This window comes from Metabacillus herbersteinensis (assembly GCF_042433335.1).
Lineage (GTDB): Bacteria > Bacillota > Bacilli > Bacillales > Bacillaceae > Metabacillus > Metabacillus herbersteinensis.
This window is the reverse complement of record NZ_JBHLVO010000016.1, coordinates 74220-97910: the sequence shown is the minus strand read 5'-3', so window position 1 is coordinate 97910 and position 23691 is coordinate 74220. Positions and strand designations below refer to the sequence as shown.

Below are 23691 nucleotides of genomic sequence, written 5' to 3'. Positions count from 1 at the left end.
TGGTCAGAAACTGACCATCCTCTTTATTCTTTATTCAATGTTATCGTGACCTTAAATAAATCTCCATCTACTGCAATATCAAGACTACCTTCATGAAGATCGACAATCGATTTGGCAATCGCAAGTCCAAGCCCAGACCCATCTGTATGCCTAGAGGTGTCCCCTCGTTTAAATCGTTCAAAAAGTTCATCAATGTTTTCACTAAGTTCATATTTGGTGACATTTTTGAAAATAATGACCACTTTACCCTCAATTGATTGGACAGAAAGATAAACTCTCGTGTTTTCTAGCGAATATTTAAGAATATTTCCAATCAGATTCTCAAATACTCTCCAAAACTTCTGACCATCAACAATCGCATAGACAGGTGTATCGGGATTGATCAGTCTAAAGTCCAAAGTGGATTCCTTAATTGTTTCATTATATTCAGCTACTGATTGCTGCAATAACTGGACAATATCTACTCTCTCTTTAACTAGTTCAATATTCCCACTCGCCATTTTAGAGGCTACGAATAAATCATCAATGAGCATTTTCAGACGTTTTGATTTACGGTCGATGATTTCAATATAGGCTTCTCGATCTTCAACTGTTAAATCTGGTGTTTTCAGCAGCTCTGTATAGGTGATGATTGACGTTAAGGGTGTCCGTAAGTCGTGACTAACATTCGTGATAAGCTCAGTTTTTAAACGTTCGCTTTTTGCTCGATCTTTTTGAGATTTTTTTACACCATGCTTTAACGTATTCACATTATTTGCTAAGGTGGCTAAGGCGGATTTCCCTTCAACTGAGATATCAGGTTCGAAGTTTCCATGTGCGAGTTCGGTTGTGTTTATCACGATGCGATTAAAGTAGCCAGTATTTTTCACGATCATCCATAAGATTGGCAGACCTATCAAGAAGCAAAGAGGCGCATAGAAAATGATGAGATCAGGATTAATGAGTACAATTATTGCACCCGCTCCTATAGCAAAAACAATTATTAACAACAGCAGCACTTGAGTCCCTAGTCGTCTATTAATAAAAACGTCTCCAATATTTTGAATCCCTTTAAAAATGAAGCTAGTTTGCCACTCCGATCTAAAACTCGATTCTTTCATCTTATTAAATAAAAGCTTCCCAAGAATGATTGAAAGTGCGACAGAAACAGATGCAATCACTAATCTTAATGAAAATTTAATTAACGTACTAAAAAGACTGTCATTTACATTAAGAAATTGATCCCCCGCTACTAACAATAAGAATAAGCTAGCGCATGCTACAAACCCGAAACCAATAATCCCCACATCAACTGGTAACCGATTGTATCGGTGCTGCCTATTTACATCTACAAAATGGGAAAGAATTGATCTTCTTTTCGCAAAAAAGAAACAAGTGAAAAGAGTGAAAAAACTACTTATCATATAGAAGATAAATCGATCTTGTTTTTGTTGATGATAATGAAAATTAGCCACAAGACTACTTGTCTCAGATGCAGATTTTGGTATCGCGATTTCCCCTTCATAACTTGCAGGTTCCGCACTCATTTCCGGTAAGGTGCTTAGGTCTATAGAAGAATAGTTGCCAAATTCATACTGCGCTGATGGATAACTTATACTTAATAATACCCGCTTATCCTCAAAAGCCTCTTTTACTCCGTTCTCATCTTTGTTCTCTAAGTTTGTATACACTTCTCCTGTTTTTGTATCCTTTAAATAATAAATAAAAGCTGATTTGTATTCTTCAAAGTATGAACGATAGCCTTCTATCTCAACAAAGTATTCATCAATTGCTATCTCTTTTTCTTTGATAATCTTTGCACTGATATGGTCATCACTAGAAAAGTTAGCTGTAATATCCTTGATTTTTTTGTCTCTTTCAGTCGTATACGTTTCTACTACTTCCTCATTTCCTGCTGCTTTTGCATCTTGAATCCTCTGTTCATATTGATCCTTAATGGTGGTAATTTGTTCTGATAAATCACCATATCTGTAGCGGTGCTCCTCTATATCCTCAGTTGTAACTATTATCTTCTTTTTTGCTTCATCTTTGCTTATTTCATTTAATTCAAATAGAGTAAGGTATTCTATAAATTGATTTAGCTCACTTTCGAACTGTTCTGTGTGGAAATAATCACTTTCTACATAATCACTTCCACTAGAAATTGCAGTAATAATTCCACTTAATCCATAGGTCAATAGTAAAATCCATGCACCAATCGCAATCCTACTTCTCCATTTTGTAGCCAATTCCCCATACCACCTTTAAAAATCTAGGATTCTTTGGATCAATTTCAATCTTTTCGCGAATTTTACGAATGTGAACTGCGACTGTATTTTCAGCGTTGTAGCATGGTTCCTTCCATACTCTCTCGTAGATTTCACTAATGGAGAACACGTGACCAGCATTGGTCATCAAAAATGCAACAATTTTGTATTCTATTGGGGTTAACTTAATAGCATCACCATTTACTGCCACTTCTTTAGCTGCTTGATCCAAAGTAAGACCGTTCAAATCAATCATTTTCTTTCGACCCTCATATGTACCTAAATTCACGTACCTTCTAAGCTGCGACTTCACACGGGCAATTAGTTCAAGTGGGTTGAAGGGTTTTGTCACATAGTCATCGGCCCCTACTTGAAGACCTAGTATTTTATCGGTGTCCTCACTTTTGGCACTTAGAATAATAATTGGGATGTTTTTATCCTGACGTATTTTAAATGTTGTTGAAATACCATCTAGTCTCGGCATCATGACGTCTAAAATAATTAAGTGGATTTGGTGTTCATTTAGTTTTTCAATTGCTTCAACGCCGTCTTTCGCCTTTATAACAGTGATTCCTTCATTTTTTAAATAAATTTCAATCGCATCTACTATTTCTTTTTCATCATCAACTACTAATACAAAAAACTGATCCATCGGTTTCTCACTCTCCTTTCAAAAGTATTTCAAGAATTATCCTGATTGTAAATGAAAACTCTTAAGAACGACTTGGTAAATTTCTTAAGATTCTCTTAAGATAATCATTTAATTAATACGATTCATGATTGAAAAATCTCTCCGAATCAAACTAGTTGAAATATAATTTCATAAAAAATATAATTAACATAAAATAATTAATCATTTTGCGTGTTTATGGACATATATATTAACAATCTACTATCAGGAAACAGACTAATGGTGATGAAAATTGGAGGTAGTTAAAAATGGAATATTCCTTACTAGCAGTAGACTTGGATGGAACTCTGTTAAATAGAGAAAAGGAAATTGATCAAGAAAATGTTCGGGCGCTTCACGATTATAAAAAGAAAGGAGGAAAGATTGTTATTTGCAGTGGACGTTCTCCCCTTTCTACAAGGTGGATAGCCGAAACGATCGGGTTAGACGATGCAATTATTTCATTCAATGGTGCTGTTCTTCAGGAAGCCGATGGAAAAATACTTGAAAAATTTATATTTAAACAGGAATCAATCCTAACCTTTTTAAATTTGTGCAACGCTTATGGTGCATACGCACATCTGTATGAGGGAGACACTATTCTAGTCCCAGAAGAAAATAAGTGGAATAAGAGTTGGATTGAAAATAACATTCCATGCCTTCAATTTTCAGGAGGAAACTTAACAAATTGCGAGAACTATCGCAATCAATGCCAAGTTAAGCTAGTTGAGGACTTCCCATTGTATGTTAAGGACAATCAGCCCGAAATTACAAAAGTAGCTGTTTTCCATGAAAATAATAACCTACATCCTTTTTCTAGCGAATTAAAACCATACTCCTCTGATTTTGAAATAAGCACTAGCTTCGATTATGCGAACCTAGAAATAACTGCTTCTGGCGTTACAAAGGCATTTGCTTTATTAAAGCTTGTAGGTCGATTAGGCCTTTCTTTGTCAGAAGTAGCCGCAATTGGTGATAATTATAATGACTTAGCAATGCTCAAAGAAGCTGGTCTTGGCATCGCAATGGGAAATGCTCCTGATGAAGTCAAACAGGCTGCTAATACAATCACCGAAACAAATGAAGAAGCAGGCGTTGCAAAAGCAATTCGCAAGTACTTACTGCCTAGATATTGAAATTATATTTTAATAAACAAAAACAAATATTGAAATATTATTTTAAACCCTTTATACTAGTCCTTAACAGAGGAACTTTTGATAAACAACAGGAGGACAATTTATAATGGAGCAAAATTTAACTTCCCTAACAACTGAGTCACGTAATCAACAAACCTTGCAAATTGATACTGCAAACACCAAGGACATTTTGAAAATGATGAATGATGAGGATCAAAAAGTAGCGCTAGCTGTTCAAGATGTTCTTGCTGACGTTGAGGTGGCCGTTAAGTTTACGTATGAATCTTTTAAAAGGGGTGGTCGTCTTATCTATGTTGGTGCTGGAACAAGTGGAAGACTTGGGGTTCTTGATGCTGTAGAATGTCCACCTACGTTTGGCACTGATTTCAACATGGTACAAGGATTGATGGCTGGTGGAGAAAAGGCATTTGTAAAGGCCGTTGAAGGTGCTGAAGATAGAGATGAGCTTGGTGAAGAAGATTTAAAACTCATTCATTTAACTGCAAACGACACAGTGATTGGAATTGCCGCGAGTGGACGCACTCCCTATGTAATTGGTGCACTAAAGTACGCACGTGAAATCGGTGCAAAAACGGTTGCACTATCTTGTAATGAGAATGCACTGATTAGTAAAGAAGCTGACCACAGTATCGAAGTAATTGTTGGACCAGAAGTATTAACAGGGTCGACAAGGTTAAAAGCAGCTACGGCACATAAAATGATTTTGAATATGATCTCTACTTCCTCTATGATTCAACTTGGTAAAGCATATGAAAACTTAATGGTTGATGTAAGCATTAGCAATCATAAATTAAAAGAACGCGCGATTAATATTATCTCAAAAATTACTAGTGCTTCTTATAATCAGTCAAAACTAACTCTTGAAAGCGCACAAAATGAAGTGAAAGCATCAATTGTTATGATTAAATTAGACACAACCTACGCAGAGGCAACTAAATTGTTAAATGAAGCTGATGGATATGTACGAAAAGCTATTGAACTTGTAAAAGGATAAAGGTGGGAGTTAATTTGTCAACTGGTGGACTTAAAATGATTCAAAATATGCTTGCACAACTTCCAGCATCTGAACGTAAAATTGCAACTTGGATCTTGGAGCATCCTCATGATGCAGTCGATTGTACAGCTGGAGAGTTAGGGGCACATGCAAACACGAGCAGTGCTGCAGTTATTAGGCTCTGCAAATCATTGGGATTAAAAGGATTTCAGGATTTAAAGGTAAGAATCGTTGGTGACCTCGTCAAGCCTGCTGAGCAAGGCTACCGAGACATTACACCTGACGAATCATTTTATTCCATTGTACAAAAGACAACAAGCAACAGCATCCAAAGTTTATTAGACTCTCAAGAGATCATAAATTATCAAGAATTAGAACGTGCAGTCAAGACCCTTCTTGAAGCAAAGAATGTTCATCTTTTTGGTATTGGCGCCTCACATATCATTGCAATGGACGCACAACAAAAATTTCTTCGAATTAACAAAGGAGCGACAGCTTTCACAGATGCTCACCTTGTCGCAACATTGATTGCAAACGCAGAGCAAGATGATGTGGTGTTTGGTATCTCCTTTTCTGGAGAAACACCCGAAGTCATAAAGGTTTTATCTTTAGCTAAGGAACGCGGTGTTAAAACGATTAGTTTAACTAAATATGGTCAGTCAAAGGTAAGTTCGCTAACAGATATTAGCTTGTTTACCTCCTACTCAGCTGAGGCTCCTTTTCGAAGCGCTGCCACCGCTTCACGCCTTGCACAGCTTTATATGATCGACATTTTATTTTTATGCATGGCAACTGAACAGTATGGAAAAACGGTTGATTACATTGATAAAACACGAGAAGCGATTAACTTTATAAAGAATAACTGATATAAAAATTTTTAAAAGCGCTTTCTTCTGCTAGAAAGCAATGGAAGGAAATAAAAAAGCGCAAGCGCCTTGTTCAGACCCGACAAGCATAAGACGATTCTAAATAGAAGGCGTTCTTTGCCTTCAATTTAGAATTGACTTATGACCTCGAGGGTCTAGGCGCTGGCAGTCAAGACGCGACGTCCTTGTCGCATTGACTGCACTAGCACGTCCTGTGCGTCGGAGCTGGACTTGCGAAACGCATACTAAGTCTAAAATTATATAAATACTGTTGATATTATAAAAAGGGGGAAAAAGAGATGGCAAATGTAAATCAAGCTTTAGCAAAAGACATCCTAGAACAACTTGGAGGAGCCGAAAATATCGCTTCTTTCACACATTGTATGACCCGATTACGTGTTACACCCATAGACGAATCACTTGTCAAAAAAGACGCATTAAAAAAGATTGATGGCGTCTTAGGTGTTGTTGAAGAAGAAACGTTACAAATCATTATAGGTCCAGGAAAAGTAAATAAAGTGACTGAAGAGTTTGGTAAATTAATAGATTCCTCAGGAGGTATTAACTTAGAAGAAAGAGCAGCGACTAAAAAGTCCGAATTGAAGAAAAAGAATTCAACACCTTTTAAGCTCTTTCTGAGAAAAATTGCAAGCATCTTCATTCCGTTAATTCCAGCTCTTGTAGCTTCTGGATTAATAACTGGGATCTCAAAGGCAGTTATTCAAGCGGGTTGGCTACCAGCAGATTCACAATTGGCGATAATCTTAACTGTTATCGGAGGCGGATTGTTTGCCTATCTTGGGATCTTAGTCGGAATTAACGCCGCAAAAGAGTTTGGCGGCTCACCTGCACTTGGTGGTTTGGCAGGTATATTAATTATTAATCCCCAGGTAGCAACGATTAGTCTTTTCGGAGAAGAATTATTGCCAGGTCGTGGCGGATTAATCGGTGTTCTTTTAGCAGCTATTTTCATGGCAATTGTCGAAAAACGAGTACGTCGTTTTGTTCCACAGTCACTGGATATTATTGTGACACCAACAATCGCCCTTTTAGTTACAGGAATTATGACATATATTGTATTCATGCCAATTGGTGGATTTATTTCGGAGGGAATCACTCAGGGGCTGCTTGCAGTTTTAGATGTAGGTGGCATTTTTGCAGGTTTTGTACTAGGTGCAACGTTCTTACCGCTTGTTGTAACAGGATTGCACCAAGGTTTAACTCCAGTTCACCTTGAATTAATCAATACAATTGGTGATGACCCACTTCTTCCGATTTTAGCAATGGGTGGAGCAGGGCAAGTCGGAGCAGCCTTTGCCATTTATATGAAAACGAAAAAGACTAGATTAAAACGTGCAATTGGTGGTGCACTTCCATCAGGTATTCTCGGCATTGGGGAGCCGTTGATTTTCGGTGTTACTTTACCGCTTGGTCGCCCATTCTTAACTGCATGTCTTGGCGCTGGAGTTGCTGGTGCTTTCCAAGCCTACTTTAATATCGCAACAATCGCTGTTGGCGTTTCCGGATTGCCTCTAGCATTCCTTGTAAATACTGGAGAAGTTCTTTTGTATTTAGTAGGTGTTCTAATTGCCTATATTGCTGGATTTATCTTCACTTATTTATTCGGATTTAAAGATGAGATGGCGAGTGAATTCGATTGATAGGAATTTCCTTTTATTTAAATGATCCTCTTGCGGAAAACCGAATTATTGAAGCAAGTAAAAAAGGAGTGAAGCGGGCGTTTACCTCGCTTCACATTCCTGAAGAAACAGGCGATTTAGCAACTCGTGCAAAAAAATTGCTACAGGTGGCAAAAGAGAACGAGATTGAAGTTTTTGCGGATGTCTCTTTGAAGACTCCATCCCACCTAGGCCTACGACGTTTAGAAGATTTATCATCCCTTGGTGTTGTTGGTTTACGGCTTGATGATTTTTTTGATCATGATGTGATCGTTAACTTATCAAAGCAGTTCCGTATTGCACTCAACGCTAGCATCATCTTAGAAAGTGAACTACTAACCTTACTAGAAAGTGGATTAGTAGCTGACCGTCTCATAGCCTGGCATAACTTTTACCCGCGCAGAGAAACCGGTCTTGCTGATTCCTTTTTTCAAAAACAAAACAACTTGTACAAGCAACACAATATTCCGATTTGTGCTTATGTTCCTGGTCGTGGCGAAAAACGTGGTCCGCTTTTCGAAGGACTTCCGACACTCGAAAAACATCGTAGAATTGATCCATTTGTAGCAGCTATAGAACTTTGTCAAATGGGCATTGAGGATATTTATATCGGCGATCCAGATTCTGGTGAAGAATTGCTAAATCAACTAATACAATTTGAACAAGACAAGATTTTGCCAATACGAATTCAGTCCTCTGTTCTCAAAACTGGACGTTATAGGCCTCGTCCTGATTTCGCCCGTGATGTTCTACGCTTAATGAACACGAGAAGCACTGAGAGCATTCTTCAAAGCACTACAGTTGAACGCCCCGTCGGAACTCTTACGATGGATAATGACCTTTATGGACGGTATTGTGGTGAAGTTTCCATAACACTACAAGATCTTCCCGCTGACGAACGTGTGAATGTAATTGGACGTGTCATTCCAGAAGACTTGCCACTCCTTGCACTGCTCCAACCTGGGCAGGATGTTTATCTTAACTGTGTAGAGAATTGAAAGTATGTAATAAAAAAAACGTGTGAACAAATTTGTTCACACGTTTTTTGTCTATTAGATCCTTATAGAAAGTTACTAGTTTCTAAGCTTTCTGTGCATACTCGACTGCTTCAGCTAACAAGTCCACAATATGGACAGCACGCACTCGATCGGATAATCCTTCACGTTCAATTCCGAGCTTCATCTGCAGTAAACAGCCCGGATTAGCAGTGACAATTGTTGTGGCATGTGTTGCTTTGGTATGTGCCATTTTTGTATCAAGAATTTTCATCGACATCTCAGATTCTACAATATTATAAATACCAGCTGAACCACAGCAACGATCCGCATCTTTCATTTCAATAAATTCTATCCCTTCAATTGATTGAAGAAGCTGGCGCGGTTCTTTTGATGTCTTCATCACATTTCGTAAGTGACAGGAATCCTGATAGGTAATAATTTGTGCTGGCAATCTAATGGGCTTATGCTGCAGTTCAAGTTCTACTAAGACTGCTGAAATATCTTTTAATTTGTTTGCGAATGCTTTTGCACGCTCACTCCACTCTGGGTCATCTTTTAATAAATGATCGTATTCTATTAAAAACGCACCACAGCCACCAGCATTTGAAATGATATAGTCTACCTGTAGATCCTCAAATGCTTTAATATTCCGTTTTGCTAATTCCATTGCACCACTTTTCTCACCACTATGACTGTGAAGGGCGCCGCAGCATGTTTGAGTTTCAGGAATAACTATTTCACACCCTGCCACTTGCAGTAGCTTCATTGTGGCATTGTTTGTTTCAAGGAACATTGTATCCATTAAACACCCAGAGAAGAACGCAACTCGCTTTTTTCTAGTTCCTAACGCATCTAAATGGTTAGGTCTGTTTTTCATTTCTTTTAAAGTCGGAACCTTTGGAAGCACTTTTTCCATCGTCGACATGTTCTCAGGCAAAATGTTGATTAAACGTGATTTGTGCATAAAGTTTTGAAGACCTGTACGTTGGTAGACACCTAGCAAACCTGTTAAGGTGCGCATCCGACCTTGATGTGGAAACAGATCTTTAAAGACAATTTTACGTAAAGCACGAACCGGTAACGAATGAGTTTTATTCTGATTAACAATGTCTCGTGCTTCCTCTAATAAATGACCGTAGTTGACACCTGGTGGACAAACAGGCTCACACGCTCGGCAGCCCAGACATAGATCTAATGAACGCTCGACATCCTCATCTGGTTCGATTAAGCCGTCGACAACTGCTTTCATTAACGCAATTCTCCCCCGTGGGGAGTGAGATTCCTGATAACCCGATTCAATATATGTTGGGCAGGACGGGAGACAGAAGCCACATCGCATACAATTTAGCAGCTGGTCTTCATCCATTCGCTCTTTGAATTGCTCTTGGATTACTTCACGTTGTTTTGTAGTCGTCATTTTGTTACCACCACTCGTTTCCGAGATTCTTTAGCAAATATTTTGCCAGGATTCATAATGTTCGTTGGGTCAAAGGCGCTCTTCACAGCTTTCATGGCTGCTATCCCTTCCTTCCCAAGCTTAAGTTCAAGATAAGGCGCTTTCATCACTCCAACGCCATGCTCACCTGTGATTGTTCCTCCTAGTTCAATTGCCTTCTCAAAGATTTCAGCGAATGCTTTTTCAACTCGTTCAATTTCATCATGATCACGCGAGTCAGTTGGGCAAGTTGGGTGGAGATTTCCATCACCAGCATGACCAAACGTACAGATCTTAACGTTATATTTTACCGCAATTTCATTAATTGCGTTTACCATTCTAGCAATCTCTGACCGAGGAACCGTCGCATCCTCCAAAATCGTTGTTGGTTTCAAACGAGCCAGTGCAGATAGAGCTGATCGGCGTGCAGTTCGAAGTGCCATTGCATGTTCTTCAGACTCCGCTACTTGAACAGATACTGCATGTTCCGCTGTGCATACTTCAGCAATCTTCCTTATGTCACGCTTAACTACTTCTTTGGGACCATCTTGTTCAATTATGAGAACTGCTTGAACGTTAGTTGGCAAACCAATTTTCGCAAAGTCTTCAACAACCTGAAGTGTTGGTTGATCGAGAAATTCTAGGGTTGTCGGAATAACTTTGCTTGCAATAATCTTGGAAACAGAACGTGCTGCAGCTTCGATGTCTTGGTATAGAGCGAGAATCGTTTGCTTTGTTTCTGGCATTGGAATCACCTTTAATGTCGCCTCAGTGACAATTCCTAATGTTCCTTCAGAGCCGACAAAAAGACGAGTCAAGTCATAGCCCGCAACATCTTTTGTAAGCTTTCCACCTGTACGAATAGTGTCACCATTCGCAAGAACAATCTCTAGGCCCATTACGTAGTCACGAGTAACGCCATATTTTAATCCACGAAGGCCTCCTGAATTTTCGTTAATATTCCCACCAATTGTTGAGATTTTCATTGAACTTGGATCAGGTGGATAAAATAACCCTTTTGCCTCTACTGCGTCAATGAGATCCAATGTGATAACCCCAGGCTGAACTGTAACCGTTAAGTTTTCTTCATCAATTTCTAAAATACGGTTCATATGCTTAAACAAGAGAACAAGCCCACCTTCAGTCGGACAGGTTCCCGCACAAAGGTTTGTTCCAGAACCACGAGGCACAATTGGAATTTGGTGCTCATTACACAGCTTAACAATGTCAGCTATTTCTTTTGCATTACGAGGTGCAATCACTGCATCTGGAAGAGATTGAAATTGAGGTGTTGCATCATATGAATAAACAAGACATCCCACTTTTGAGTCATCATAATTTTCCGTTCCAACGATCTCAAGAAATTTCTTTTTTAAGTGATCTGTTATCATCCAGCTCCACTCCCTTTGTTTTAGATATCTAGGCTTTACCTACTATCATAAAGGAGTTAATCATCATTTTATATAGATTTAAATACAAATAAAGTCAGTTTTTCGGATTGTTTTTTGTATCATCATCTAAAAAATACAGTGCTAGATACAGAGTCACAACATCAGGAAAATTTTTAAAATTTAAGCCTGTTAATTCTTCCATCTTTTTTATACGATAATGGAGAGTATTAATATGAATATGCATCGATGATGCTGTTGATTTTAAGGACATATTTTTCTGAAAGTAGAGTTGAAACGTCTCAAGAAGCTCTTTATTTGCTAGAACCGTCTTAAGTACACGCTTAGAAAACTCTTTGCGGGTTGAATGACTAATTTCTCCAAGACACATCTCTAAACGTAAATCTTCTTCAAATACAATGCTATTTTGTTCCATAGCAACAGTTAAAGCTCGCTCTGCTTGCTGATACGTTCTATATAGCTCATTGCTCTTTACGGCTTGTCCGATTCCAAAAGCAACTGCGGTATTCCATGTTTCCTCAATAAAGGATTTGAGCTGCTCCACTTTTAGAATCATCGTATCTTTTTTCTGATCCTTGTTCTCTCGTTGAATAATGAGCAGACGATCATTGCCCCAATGAATAAGTACGTCGTCGCCTTGCTGACCATTCCATATGTGAGTTAGTTGCTGTAATTCTTGATTTGAAAATTGCTGGTGCTTCTCGACGTAAGCTAACATAACCTGACGTTTTACATTTAAATTAATGTTAAGTAAATTGGCCCGTTCTAAAAAAACAGGAGACCAATCGTTCAATTGAAGCCAATCAATCACGAAAGCTTCTACCATCCTTGTGTGCCATTGCATTTGATCAGCGTAATAATTTTCCTGAATAAGTAACTCTGTCATTTTTTTAAGTATTTCTCCAAATGGAAGGACTCTTTCGGCTTCCCCAGTAATACCAATGACCCCAATGACCTCTTGAGAGAAAAAAATTGGCAGGTTTAGTCCGGACTTGACCCCTTTCAATTTCTTTTCATCTTCCTTTGTAATTAGTACCTTTCTCTTTTCTTTTACACAAATAAGCGAGCCTCCGTGAAACGTTCCCACTCGCTTTTCTTCTGTACCTGCGATAATTATTCCCTCGACGTTGACAATAATAATGTCCTCATCAAGTAACTTTTCCACTTCAGAAACAATTTTCTTAGCTAGGAAAGGCAGCAGCAACAATGGAATTCCTCCGCTTCAGTTTTTCTTTAGTATTAAGTATACAAAGCAAACAAACAATAGAAAAATAAAAGACCTGAAAAGGAGTTAATTTAAAATGAATAAGGAAAAGGATTCTGCTTGTAATGAAGAAATGGACTACCTACATCATATGCTAAATGAGCAAATTACACGGATTAGTGTAAAAGAAGAGGAAGAACGAGTAAGGCTTGAGATGAATAAGTAAGAGGAATAGAGATACAAGAGGCATCTGTTAAAGTATTAGATGCTTCTTTTTTAGGCATAAAATTACCTCATACTAAACAACCGTTACTCATATCTAACGTTTATTCTATAAAGAACCATATTTTATTGGCTTCAACCATTGAACCGCTTCATTGTGATTTCAAAGAATGTTACAATATTCACTAATAGTAATTGTGTTTAGTGTAAGGAACTTTTATAACTACGACTATATACTCAGGTTAAATTAAAATATGGAAGGTTGAAGATTGTGGAGAATAATACTTCGAACTTTATTAGACCAATAATTAAACAAGATTTAGAAAGCGGAAAGCACAACCAAGTTATCACACGCTTTCCTCCCGAGCCTAATGGCTATTTACATATTGGACATGCCAAATCAATTATCATCAACTTTGACCTAGCGGATGAATTTAACGGAAAAACAAATTTGCGTTTTGATGATACCAATCCTTTAAAGGAAGATACTGAGTTTGTAGAATCGATTAAAGAAGATGTGAAATGGCTTGGTTATGAGTGGGACGGATTATTTTTCGCCTCCGATTATTTTGAAGAAATGTATAAAAGAGCTGTACTACTTATCAATAAAGGCAAAGCGTATGTTGATGATCTAACAGCAGATGAAATTAGGGAGTACCGCGGAACCTTAACAGAGCCCGGGAAAGATAGCCCTTATCGTAATCGTTCAGTCGAAGAAAACCTCGAGCTGTTCGAAAAAATGCGCAATGGAGAGTTTGGTAACGGTGAGAAAGCTTTACGCGCGAAAATTGATATGAGCTCTCCGAATATTAACTTAAGAGATCCTGTTATCTACCGAATCTCTCATACTACTCATCATAATACGGGAGATAAATGGTGCATTTACCCTGTATATAGCTTTGCACATCCGATTGAGGATGCTCTTGAGGATGTTACACATTCAATTTGTACACTTGAATTTGAAGATCAACGCCCTTTATACAATTGGGTTGTCGAAGAAACAGAAATGGAAAGCAAGCCACAGCAAATTGAATTCGGTCGCTTGAATGTAACGAACACCGTAATGAGCAAGCGGAAATTGAAGCAATTAGTTGAAGAAGGCTTTGTGGACGGCTGGGACGATCCCCGCATGCCAACAATTTCGGGTCTAAGACGAAGAGGCTACACACCAGAATCCATTCTTGCATTTTGCCGTGAGTTAGGTGTTTCAAAGGGTGATGGTACAGTTGACTCGAGAATGCTCGATCACTTTGTAAGAGAAGATTTAAAATTAACAACCCCCCGTACAATGGGTGTAATTCGACCACTTAAGGTTGTTATCACGAACTATCCTGAAGCACAAGTGGAGATGCTCGACGCGGAAATTAATCCTGAAGTTCCCGAGATGGGGATGAGAAAAATTCCGTTCTCAAGAGAAATCTATATCGAGCAAGAGGATTTCATGGAAGAGCCACCGAATAAATATTTCAGGTTATTCCCTGGAAATGAAGTTCGACTCAAGCATGCCTACTTCATTAAATGTGAAGATTTCATAAAAGATGACAATGGAAATGTTATTGAAGTGCATTGTACCTACGATCGTGAAACAAAAAGTGGATCAGGCTTCACAGGACGTAAAGTAAAAGGAACAATTCACTGGGTAGAAGCGAGTCAAGCCCTCCCAGCAGAATTCCGTTTATATGAACCACTCATTCTCGATGAAAGCGAGAATGAAGAAAAGGAAGAAACAACATTCCTGGACAATGTGAATCCTAATTCAATTGAGGTCCTAGCTGGCTTCATTGAACCAACCATGAAAGACATTCAACCACAAGATAAATTCCAATTCTTTCGACATGGCTATTTTAATGTTGATCCAAAGCACTCGACAAGTGAAAAAGCAGTTTTTAATTTGATTGTGTCGTTGAAGAGTTCTTTTAAGAAGTAAGCTGATTAACCTCCTATTCTAATAGGGGGTTTTTTGTCGAACAAAATAAAGTGGGATGAAGCAAATTAGCTTTATAATAAAGTCAGCAAGGCTTTTATATAAGAGGGTGGTGTTTTATTGGCAAATCTCGAAGTGACTAAAAAGAGTAGCTGGGTTAAATGGCTGAAAATTAGTGGATTAGCTATCCTTAGTTTATTTTCTCTCCTGTTGCTTTGTGGTTTTATTTACGAAACCATTAGCTTGAAAAATGTAAAAAAAACTATCCCCCAGATGGTATGATCCTCAACATAAATAATCACAAAGTTCATGTTCAGTTAAGCGGAAATCCTACTGAGATGCCGCCTGTTGTCGTTGTCACTGGTACTGGAAGTTGGTCTTACGAATGGGAATTGGTTCAAGAGGAACTCTCAAAGCATACACAAGTGTTAACTTATGATCGCCCTGGATATGGTTGGAGTGACGCATCAGCAGACGGATTTTCAATTGACGAAACAATTATGGATTTAAAAGCAATTTTAGATGAAACGAATATTGATGAGCCTGTTATTCTCGTTGGGCATTCTCAAGGTGGAATCTACACACGCCTCTTTGCTGATAAATATCCAGATCGTGTTGCTGGACTGATTTTAGTTGATACAAGAAACGAGTTTTTCTCCAAAGAAGTTCCTGACTTCACTGAAAAATTTTTCGCTACTCAGAGTCAGGCAATGAATAAGCTGCTTTCGAAAATTGGAGTCGTTCGATTAGTGGGTGAAAACATTCTTCCTGAAAGTCTACCTGAATTTATTTCGCGTGAGAAACATGTTAATGTTCATTGGGATTCTGATTTTTTTACCGTTCTGGATCAAGAAATTAATCAGATTTTAACGTCTGAAGAAATGGTAGCCAAGACAAAGCCTCTTGGTGATAAGCCTGTCACCATTATTACTCCTGATACAAATCATAGCTCTGCGACATCGTTTGGATTTTCTGCAGAAGAAGAAGCTGAAATTAATAACCACTGGCGAGATGCTCAGCAGCAATTAACTAATCTTTCAACAAACAGTGAGTTTGTGCTCATCCCAGACAGTAGTCATGCGGTTATGTATGATCAGCCAGAAGCTATTGTTGAGTCGGTGATTAGGATGGGAAAAGGGTTGGAGTTGGTTTCTCCTTGATTCAATTTGTATGTGTTGTTAAATTGTAATTTGCTAGTTAATTATTGAAGTTTCATTTTAGAAAATTCTCGAGTAAGAAGCAATAAGGAGCAGTTATTCTCTTTATTGTTTTTTTCTGTGAAAAGAAAGAGAACTACATTTAGATTTAGTAAAGAAGATATTTTCCATGGTTGGCGAATTTTGCTTGTGATATTGGTTTAAAAATATAGCGTTTCATGGAAAAATGTCCTTGGATCTTAAATAAAGGGGTGCAAATTCCCGAATAACGTCTGGCCGATTCGTGAATTTTAAGTTCTATCAACGAAAATGAGCATTCTATCATCGCTTCGACAAAAGATAGGTATTTTCGACAACACGATAGTTTTTATAAAATTATCTAATTTAATACGAGGGGATAATCGTTATTGTTACTTATCCTTCTAAACTCACGAATACTTTAGACCTATATTTGTAATATTCTTAAAAAAGCGAAATCCTCTATTTCCGCCTCAACCTGAGAATTAATTAGTTACAACCAATAATGAGTCAGATAAAACAATTCTTTTTGCTCTTTATTAAGCCCATCTTAGGTCGTTATACCTAAACATAAATCATCATTTCTACACTAATCGTGACTTTTACATGGTTTTTCCCCATTAACATCAAATTCACAATAACTAAACATTAAGTTAATACAGCTTTGTTAGCTTGTAGATAGACCTTACCTCAGGAAGAACAACTCAAAAAAACAATGGAGGTACCTTTCAATGAGCAATCAAACGAGTAATAAGAGCATGAACAGACGCGATTTTTTAAAAGTTGGTGGAATGAGTACAGCGGCACTAGCACTTGGCACAACAGGAATTCTTTCCCTTGGTACTAGCAACGCATTAGCAGCATCAGGAAAAGGAAAAGGCTCATTCAGTGGTTATGGTCCCTTAGTAAAAGACCCCGGTGGAATTCTTGACCTCCCAAAAGGATTTCAATATCGTATTATTTCAGAAGAAGGCGGTTCACTTTCGGATGGTAGACCTATCCCTTCAAATTTTGACGGGATGGCTGCTTTCTCAGGACCACACAACTCAACTATTCTGGTTCGCAACCATGAGTTGAGTGGAAATACAAAGTACCCTGTTATAGGAAAAAATCCATACGATAAGGATAATACGGGTGGCACAACCGCTCTTGTTGTCGGTCCTAACCGCAAAGTAATTGATGAATATGTTACTTCTGCAGGTACAATTCGAAACTGTGCAGGAGGAGCGACGCCGTGGGGAACATGGCTAACATGTGAAGAAACAATGGAACAGGGGCACGGCTATGTATTCGAAGTTGATCCTCATGATCCTGAAAGCAATTTGTCAAAAACTCCAATTAGGGAGATGGGCGCTTTTTCACATGAAGCAACTGCCCATGATCCTGCAACAGGAATTGTCTATTTAACAGAAGATGCTAGTCCTAGTTACCTTTATCGTTTTATTCCGATCGATCGGAGTCAAAAGCCTGGTGCCTTACAAAAAGGTGGTACGTTACAGGCCGCAGCAATCGAGGAAATGGCCACAGCTAGTGCTAGTAATTTTTATACTGGACAAAAGTTCGGCATTGTTTGGAAGGATGTTAACCCAGAGAAGCCTAGCCTTGAAGCAGGACAAAAAGGATGCATCAAGTTTAGCCGCTTAGAAGGGGCATATTTTGCTGGAGGAGTATTTTGGTTTGACGATACATCAGCAGGTGACAAGGATTTAGGTCGCGTATATCGCTATATTCCAGCTACAAATACATTAGAGCTTTTTTACGAATCAACAGAAGTTAATGATTTAGAAATGCCTGATAATATCTGTATCACTCCTTGGGGAGATCTATGGATTTCTGAAGATGGTGGTGGTGTTGATCGAATTATCGGCGTTACTCCTGAGGGAGAAACATACGTGTTTGCTGAGAATAAAGTCAATAGTTCAGAATTAGCTGGGCCTACCTTCTCTACGGATGGACATACGTTTTTTGTTAATATTCAAAGTCCGGGTATTACCTTTGCGATTTGGGGACCTTTTGCACGTAAAAATGCTGGTCGTCAAAGACAAATGGGTCACTCTGCGCCACCTAAACAATACGGACCTAAAGTTTCGGACAAGCTTTCTGCATTTGCAGAGCTTCAAGGTATGTCCGATCTTGAAGCTGCAGCATTCCACCGACATGGGATGCCAATCGTATAAAAAAAGCGCAAGCGCCTTGTTCAGCCCCGACAAGCATAAGGCGATTCTAAATAGAAGGCGTTCTTTGCCTTCAATTTGGAATCGCCTTATGACCTCGAGGCAGTCAAAAGCGCGACGTCCTGTCGCATTGACTGCACTAGCACGTCCTGTGCGTCGGGGCTAGGCGCTGGAGCTGGATTCAGAAACGCATGCTAAGTCTAAAATTATACAAATTCTGGTGTGTATAAAAGGTATACTTTACCCGTCAATTATAGGAGGTGGAAAAACTGATTCAAAACATTGGAATTCCAGGTTTAATTCTTGTTCTTATCATTGCTTTAATTATCTTTGGACCTTCTAAGCTTCCTGAAATTGGACGTGCGTTCGGAAGTACTTTAAAAGAGTTCAAAAAGGCAACGAATGACCTTGTAAATGGAGATAGTGAACAGAAAAAAACATCTGAAGAAGGAAACAAACTTCAAGCTATTGAGAAAACTCATAGCAAAACAGGTAGCTAAATGAGGTGGAAGATGTGGGTGGGGACCTATCCTGCGCGCATCTTTCTCAGTTTTATTAAAGGAGCTTTTACATATGGATAAACGTGAAATGGGTTTAGTTGAACATTTAGGAGAATTAAGGAAACGAATAATCATCACATTACTTTCATTTATTGTCTTCCTCTTTGCATCATTCATCTTCGTAGAGGACATTCACCGTTTTCTAGTAAAGGATTTAGATAATAAATTAGCATTACTTGGGCCTGGAGATATTCTTTGGGTTTATATGATGATTGCAGGGGTTGTTTCTTTAGCGCTTACGATTCCAATTGCAGCGTATCAGGTGTGGCGGTTTGTAAAACCCGCGTTAAAAAAAGAGGAACAACGAGTCACATTAGCATTTATTCCGGGTTTATTTTTTTTATTTCTTTTTGGAATTTCCTTTGGATACTTTCTTCTATTTCCAATTGTCCTTTCCTTTATGGAAAGCCTAGCAGGAGATCAATTTCTAACATTTTTCACGGTTGAAAAGTACTTTAGATTTATGATCAATCTTACCTTACCGTTTGGCTTTTTATTTGAAATGCCAGCTGTCGTCATGTTCTTAACACATCTTGGAATTATCAATCCCTTTAAACTAATGAAAGCCAGAAAAGTTTCTTACTTTATTCTCATTGTAGTCTCTGTGCTAATTACGCCTCCTGACTTTATTTCTGATATTCTTGTAATCATTCCACTACTCATTTTGTATGAGTTCAGTATTACATTGAGTAAAATTGTTTATCGAAAAAGGATTTCCTCAGAATCGACAGTTGCTTCGGTTTAGAATAAACCTTTGGTAGCGGATAAGTGGCTTCGGTATTTTGGCTGGAGCCATTTTTAGAGTAGAATTTATTTATCTTGCAGGACCAACTTTATTCAGTTATCCAGTTACTTTTAAAGTCTTCTATTTTACAGTTTGGATATATTGAAGTTTCCTCAAAGTTTATTATCCCTTTTTTTAGGTCACTCATTATTTTATCCCGTCTTAACAATTATCAATAAAAATCTAAGCTTTTGATGTACTCTCTGATCTTTTCTTTTGCTATTAAATCTCTTATTACAGGTAAATCTTTAAATGTACGAATTGGTTTTTTCATTTGGAATAAGGCTTCGATTTCATCTAAATTCACATCTTTTTCAAACACGAATTGCTCTTTTTTATAGAACGCAAATTTAATAGCATCTTGGACGCTCATTGTAAACAAAGAAATTCTATTCTCTTCAATACTATGATTTCCCACCGATAATGTCTCAAATTCTATGCCATTATATAAAGCTCTTTTTCCGCTTCTCATATTAATCCTCCACAAATATTAGAAAAATAACCCTAACTTGTCATGTTAAGGTCACTTGCTTCATAAAGCTGGTCTAATTTTGAAAATAGATTATTCTTATACCTGCATCACGAGATCTTGGATCTTCCCATTGTTGAAATTCTACCCCAGTCATAAACGTTTTCTGATAGAACTCCATCAGGACGCCCTAGCTGCTCCACTAGCCATTCTCCATGTTGATCCATTAATGCCTCGTAGTCCCATTCATTAATTCTTGTGTTATCTACTCTTAATTCTATTGTCCAGATACTGTTATTTTAAAACGATATACTTATGTTAAAATGTTTACTACCTAGTTGTACAGGTCTTGAAAAATACACAGTTGCTTTGTCATTTTCACCTTTTTCCACTTCGAAAAAATTGTTAGTTGTAGCTTTTTCTTCAAAATGATTTAATTCAGTTGTTTTGTTTATTTTAAAATTTTCTAATGGCAATACTCCTTGCCTTAAAGTTTTCAGTGGTTCATCCTCCATCTTTTCTTCTATACTCGAAGTGTCAGATTATCTCCATTTAGTACGGATTTTATTAGTATTGATATAAGCCTAGGTTTAGCACTCTTACTAATTTCCTAGACCTTATCGTTTATATTACTATAGTATCTTTAATTTTAAAGAGGTCTCTTTTCCTCCCAAATAGCTTCAACATCACTCTTTAAAATCCACTTTTTATATAAACCTCGTTCCCAAGGTAATTCTGAAGGAGGAAAACCTACCTCTTCGGCTTTGGTGTAGCTACCTTCTCCAAGTAATACGGAATCCTCACTCATTTCCCATATCGGAAAAGTATGTCCTCTGTATTTAGCAAATTGTCTTATATAATAAATATCTTCTAAATCATCTCGTGAGACAAATTTTTGATAGTTTCCTTTTTGATTTAATTCAAAATCACTCGGTGCATGAGCTTTTTCCCTTGAAAATAACATGTAAATTTTTTCATCAGTAGTAATATACTCAAACTCTTTTCCTCTATATAAAGCTCTTTTACCTTCTCTCATTTAAATCTCCCTTCAATAGGCTGACAAACTTTCTGTCTTGTTCACTATAAACGCCTATTAACTTTTCACCTGTATTTGTAATTTCAAATAGCTCAACACCATCATATAGTTCTAGTTTTATATTGTTTTCGTATTCTGGAATGATATATTTTTCACTCTTAGTAAAACCGTTGCCCGTAAATGGATCTCCTTGCAATTCATCAATAAAATCTCCGGTTTCATCTCCATTAATCATCTTTGCTACATCATCTTTACTATTTCCTCCAAAAGGAATTTTATAATTTTCTGGTTCAATTGCATTAAATCTTAGAGCCAACGCAGAATCTGCTGTTAAGAACTCATTTGGCCACTCTGGAGCACCTTTATAATCTAGGCGAAGACCTTCGAAAATTTTGTCATAGCTTGTTAATTCTTTGGTATCTGACGCTTTTGCTAAAAAACCACCCATCTTAATTTGACCACCATCTCTAGGCTGTACAAATAGCCAGTTAATTGCACTTGGTGGCAACACTTTCTGCATCATTGTACCTTTAGAAATAGGCGGTACACTTCGCCTTATATCTTTCATCTTCTGCACTTCAGCAGGAGTTAGACTAGATATTGGTCTTAGTCGCATTTCATTAAAAGACTGTAAATGTAAATTTTTCTCTTTTAAGACATTGTTTAATTTCCCTTTAAATGCATCTTTATCTACTGGTCTCTCATTGTTTATACTCTTAAAACTTGGAGTTTTTGCATACATTCGATCAAAAGCATGAGCCGCACCCCCAACCCCAATAATCCCCAAAGCCTGCACCAAACTCTGCTGTCTTTGCTCTTTAGTCAGTTCATTTCCGAACATATCCTTGCCAAAAACGGCTTCGTTTAGGCCGTTTGCGGAGATGAGGCCGTAGATGCCCATTTCTGTTTTTTGGAGGGTGCTGAATGATCTGGTTGTTTTGTAGGCGTCGAGTGCATGGGTGGCGGATTCAGTTGCTTTGACAGTTTTGAAAATGGCACTTCCGCCTTTGAAGGCTCTTCCTGCCCAGCCGACGACTGGGATAAAGCCTGCAGCTGCCATAGCTCCAGCTGCAATTCTTTCTGCGTCTGATAGCTTCTGCCCTGTTATTGGGTCAATTCCTTCTGCGGCTCGTTTCGAGTCGTAGTAGCCGGTTACTTCACCTGTGAAGGTCGCAATGGTATCCCACGCTTTTTCGTACCATGGTCTATTTTCAAGCTCTTCCATTTCCTCTGCAATTTCTCTCGCTTCTTTTTGCTCTTTTTTGAACGTTAAATAGTCATTTGTTTGTTTTTCCGCTTCTGAAATTAACTTATATACTTCACTATTTTGATAGAATTGTGCATTAAAATTAATCGGAGAAATAGTGCCACCTTGTCGTGTCGCTTCAATTAACTGTCCAAACAGACTAATGACGTAGTCTTCTTCACTTCTAGATGACGAATATTCAGTTTTTAAGTCGCTGTCGATTGTAATGACCTTCTGAATGGCTTCCGTTCTTTCTTTTTCTGCCTCGTTCATGTGATCATCAAAGGAATCCCTTGAAAATACTTGTAAAGAAACTAGATCATTGATACTAGTTAAGATCGTTTGCAATTCCTCTTGTTGTACCGCTACAATGTCTTTTGACCTGCGAATACCTATCGCTAAATCCTCCTCTAAAAAAGGAACCTCCACAACGGTACTTCCTGCTAAATCCATATCTTCAGTGGTGCTAGAGATTCCATTAAAAAAAGCAATATTCCGGTCAAATAGCCGTAGCCACGCTTCTGCTACATCTATTTGCGCTTGATAAAAGCCTTTGATTGCAGTCGCACCTTTTCCTTGGAATTCCCCCATGTTAACTACGTCGTGAAACTGCTTTTTTAACCGCAGGACTTGTTCTCTTGATTCCTTAAATTGCTGGGCACGTTCTTCTGTTGCAGATATTAATGTTTTTGCTTCATAAACCTTAATAGTCGCCATTTTCCTATGCCCTTTCTGTGATTATTTTCTAACAATTGCCTCGTCCTGCTCTTTTAAAAGGGTAATGTTAGCACGGGTATCTTCTAGGTTTTTTTGAACGATTGATACGTACTGTGTAAAAAAATAGTGGAGATTCTCTTCTCGTTCAAGCCACTCATCTGTAAATTCTAATTTATTTTTCCCTAGTGAACTTTCCGAAGGTCCTTCAATTCCAAGGGAATCCAGGGCCCGTTTCACATCGTCTAGCTTTTGCGTCAGAGCTTCATAATCCAGTCTGATTGTTGCCATTAAAACAACCGCCTTTTCAAATCATTAATCCTGCTGCCTGCTTCATCAAGAGCATCTTCACCTTTTGCTAACAAACGATCGGTCTCAAAGGCCAATCCACTTGCCAAATCGAGCATACCTTTTTCAGCATGTAACATACGAATTTTCGCTTCAATTGTCTGCTGATAGTCTTCGTATTCCTGTGTCACAATTGAATTCATTACTTGCTGTGCCTCATTGCGAGTTTCATGAAAGTGATTTGCCCGTTCTCCAATCCATGAGCTTCCCAATTCCGGCTGTGTGATCCTTCTTATTTCAGTCATGCTGACACTTTGTTCTTGATTAATTCTTTCCTTTGCTCGCTCCAATCTAGATATCTTTGCCTCTAGATCAGCACTTTGATGGGAAATTGAAGCATGAATTTGACCTAACATTCGTGCAAAGTCCATCTCTAGCCAC

General features: G+C 38.1%; 23 protein-coding genes. 12 read left to right on the top strand and 11 right to left on the bottom strand.

Annotated features, from left to right (window positions below; translation table 11 throughout):
* Positions 1-23: 23 nt before the first annotated feature.
* Complete coding sequence (locus ACFFIX_RS17150; protein ID WP_378936132.1) at positions 24-2228, bottom strand: sensor histidine kinase; 2205 nt, start codon at positions 2226-2228, stop codon at positions 24-26.
* Positions 2206-2898, bottom strand: coding sequence for a response regulator transcription factor (locus tag ACFFIX_RS17145; protein ID WP_378936130.1), 693 nt, complete (start codon positions 2896-2898; stop codon positions 2206-2208). Before ACFFIX_RS17145 ends, ACFFIX_RS17150 begins: the two co-directional genes overlap by 23 nt.
* A 287-nt stretch (positions 2899-3185) precedes the next feature.
* On the opposite strand from ACFFIX_RS17145, the gene ACFFIX_RS17140 reads away from it, so the two are divergent.
* The 5 genes from ACFFIX_RS17140 to ACFFIX_RS17120 all read left to right on the top strand — a co-directional run bounded on the left by ACFFIX_RS17140 (position 3186) and on the right by ACFFIX_RS17120 (position 8610).
* Positions 3186-4052, top strand: coding sequence for a Cof-type HAD-IIB family hydrolase (locus tag ACFFIX_RS17140; protein WP_378936128.1), 867 nt, complete (start codon positions 3186-3188; stop codon positions 4050-4052).
* A gap of 106 nt (positions 4053-4158) precedes the next feature.
* Positions 4159-5067 carry an N-acetylmuramic acid 6-phosphate etherase gene (murQ, locus tag ACFFIX_RS17135; protein ID WP_378936126.1) on the top strand — a complete coding sequence of 303 codons (909 nt, stop codon included), beginning with the start codon at positions 4159-4161 and terminating at the stop codon, positions 5065-5067.
* A gap of 14 nt (positions 5068-5081) precedes the next feature.
* The gene (locus ACFFIX_RS17130) at positions 5082-5933 is read left to right on the top strand and encodes a MurR/RpiR family transcriptional regulator (RefSeq protein WP_378936124.1); all 852 of its coding nucleotides are present in this window, start codon (positions 5082-5084) and stop codon (positions 5931-5933) included.
* A gap of 299 nt (positions 5934-6232) precedes the next feature.
* The gene (locus ACFFIX_RS17125; RefSeq protein ID WP_378936122.1) at positions 6233-7594 is read left to right on the top strand and encodes a PTS transporter subunit EIIC; all 1362 of its coding nucleotides are present in this window, start codon (positions 6233-6235) and stop codon (positions 7592-7594) included.
* Positions 7591-8610: a MupG family TIM beta-alpha barrel fold protein gene (locus ACFFIX_RS17120; RefSeq protein WP_378936120.1), complete on the top strand. Its 1020-nt coding sequence runs from the start codon at positions 7591-7593 to the stop codon at positions 8608-8610. The genes ACFFIX_RS17125 and ACFFIX_RS17120 overlap by 4 nt, the downstream gene beginning before the upstream one ends.
* Before the next feature lie 82 nt (positions 8611-8692).
* Here ACFFIX_RS17120 and ACFFIX_RS17115 read toward each other — a convergent pair whose 3' ends face one another.
* The 3 genes from ACFFIX_RS17115 to ACFFIX_RS17105 all read right to left on the bottom strand — a co-directional run bounded on the left by ACFFIX_RS17115 (position 8693) and on the right by ACFFIX_RS17105 (position 12661).
* Complete coding sequence (locus ACFFIX_RS17115) at positions 8693-10027, bottom strand: (Fe-S)-binding protein (protein WP_378936118.1); 1335 nt, start codon at positions 10025-10027, stop codon at positions 8693-8695.
* Complete coding sequence (glcD, locus tag ACFFIX_RS17110; protein WP_378936116.1) at positions 10024-11436, bottom strand: glycolate oxidase subunit GlcD; 1413 nt, start codon at positions 11434-11436, stop codon at positions 10024-10026. Before glcD ends, ACFFIX_RS17115 begins: the two co-directional genes overlap by 4 nt.
* 94 nt (positions 11437-11530) lie before the next feature.
* On the bottom strand, positions 11531-12661 hold the full coding sequence (locus tag ACFFIX_RS17105; RefSeq protein ID WP_378936114.1) for a CdaR family transcriptional regulator: 1131 nt from the start codon (positions 12659-12661) through the stop codon (positions 11531-11533).
* A gap of 94 nt (positions 12662-12755) precedes the next feature.
* On the opposite strand from ACFFIX_RS17105, the gene ACFFIX_RS17100 reads away from it, so the two are divergent.
* The 7 genes from ACFFIX_RS17100 (at position 12756) to tatC (ending at position 19458) form a co-directional block, all read left to right on the top strand.
* Positions 12756-12884, top strand: a complete 129-nt coding sequence (locus ACFFIX_RS17100) for a hypothetical protein (RefSeq protein ID WP_378936112.1) — start codon at positions 12756-12758, stop codon at positions 12882-12884.
* Between the two features lie 267 nt (positions 12885-13151).
* Positions 13152-14807, top strand: a complete 1656-nt coding sequence (locus tag ACFFIX_RS17095; protein ID WP_378936110.1) for a glutamine--tRNA ligase/YqeY domain fusion protein — start codon at positions 13152-13154, stop codon at positions 14805-14807.
* Positions 14808-14924: 117 nt separating this feature from the next.
* The gene (locus ACFFIX_RS17090; RefSeq protein WP_378936108.1) at positions 14925-15086 is read left to right on the top strand and encodes a hypothetical protein; all 162 of its coding nucleotides are present in this window, start codon (positions 14925-14927) and stop codon (positions 15084-15086) included.
* Positions 15083-15964, top strand: coding sequence for an alpha/beta fold hydrolase (locus tag ACFFIX_RS17085; RefSeq protein WP_378936106.1), 882 nt, complete (start codon positions 15083-15085; stop codon positions 15962-15964). The genes ACFFIX_RS17090 and ACFFIX_RS17085 overlap by 4 nt, the downstream gene beginning before the upstream one ends.
* A 746-nt stretch (positions 15965-16710) precedes the next feature.
* The gene (locus tag ACFFIX_RS17080) at positions 16711-18156 is read left to right on the top strand and encodes an alkaline phosphatase PhoX (protein WP_378936104.1); all 1446 of its coding nucleotides are present in this window, start codon (positions 16711-16713) and stop codon (positions 18154-18156) included.
* A 266-nt stretch (positions 18157-18422) separates the two neighbouring features.
* Positions 18423-18653 (top strand): twin-arginine translocase TatA/TatE family subunit, encoded by a 231-nt coding sequence (locus tag ACFFIX_RS17075; RefSeq protein ID WP_378936158.1) that lies wholly within the window; start codon positions 18423-18425, stop codon positions 18651-18653.
* A 73-nt stretch (positions 18654-18726) separates the two neighbouring features.
* Positions 18727-19458, top strand: a complete 732-nt coding sequence (gene tatC / locus ACFFIX_RS17070) for a twin-arginine translocase subunit TatC (RefSeq protein WP_378936102.1) — start codon at positions 18727-18729, stop codon at positions 19456-19458.
* Between the two features lie 211 nt (positions 19459-19669).
* On the opposite strand, the gene ACFFIX_RS17065 is transcribed toward tatC, so the two are convergent.
* The 6 genes from ACFFIX_RS17065 to ACFFIX_RS17040 form a co-directional block, all read right to left on the bottom strand.
* Positions 19670-19969, bottom strand: coding sequence for a hypothetical protein (locus ACFFIX_RS17065; protein ID WP_378936100.1), 300 nt, complete (start codon positions 19967-19969; stop codon positions 19670-19672).
* Positions 19970-20265: 296 nt separating this feature from the next.
* Complete coding sequence (locus tag ACFFIX_RS17060; protein ID WP_378936098.1) at positions 20266-20481, bottom strand: hypothetical protein; 216 nt, start codon at positions 20479-20481, stop codon at positions 20266-20268.
* A 134-nt stretch (positions 20482-20615) separates the two neighbouring features.
* A complete protein-coding gene (locus tag ACFFIX_RS17055; RefSeq protein ID WP_378936096.1) occupies positions 20616-21002 on the bottom strand; it encodes a UCP033725 family protein in 387 nt (128 codons plus the stop codon).
* On the bottom strand, positions 20989-22965 hold the full coding sequence (locus ACFFIX_RS17050; protein WP_378936094.1) for a ribonuclease YeeF family protein: 1977 nt from the start codon (positions 22963-22965) through the stop codon (positions 20989-20991). The genes ACFFIX_RS17055 and ACFFIX_RS17050 overlap by 14 nt, the downstream gene beginning before the upstream one ends.
* A 21-nt stretch (positions 22966-22986) precedes the next feature.
* Positions 22987-23253, bottom strand: a complete 267-nt coding sequence (locus ACFFIX_RS17045) for a YwqI/YxiC family protein (RefSeq protein WP_378936092.1) — start codon at positions 23251-23253, stop codon at positions 22987-22989.
* The gene (locus ACFFIX_RS17040; RefSeq protein ID WP_378936090.1) at positions 23253-23681 is read right to left on the bottom strand and encodes a YwqH-like family protein; all 429 of its coding nucleotides are present in this window, start codon (positions 23679-23681) and stop codon (positions 23253-23255) included. Before ACFFIX_RS17040 ends, ACFFIX_RS17045 begins: the two co-directional genes overlap by 1 nt.
* Positions 23682-23691 lie beyond the last annotated feature (10 nt).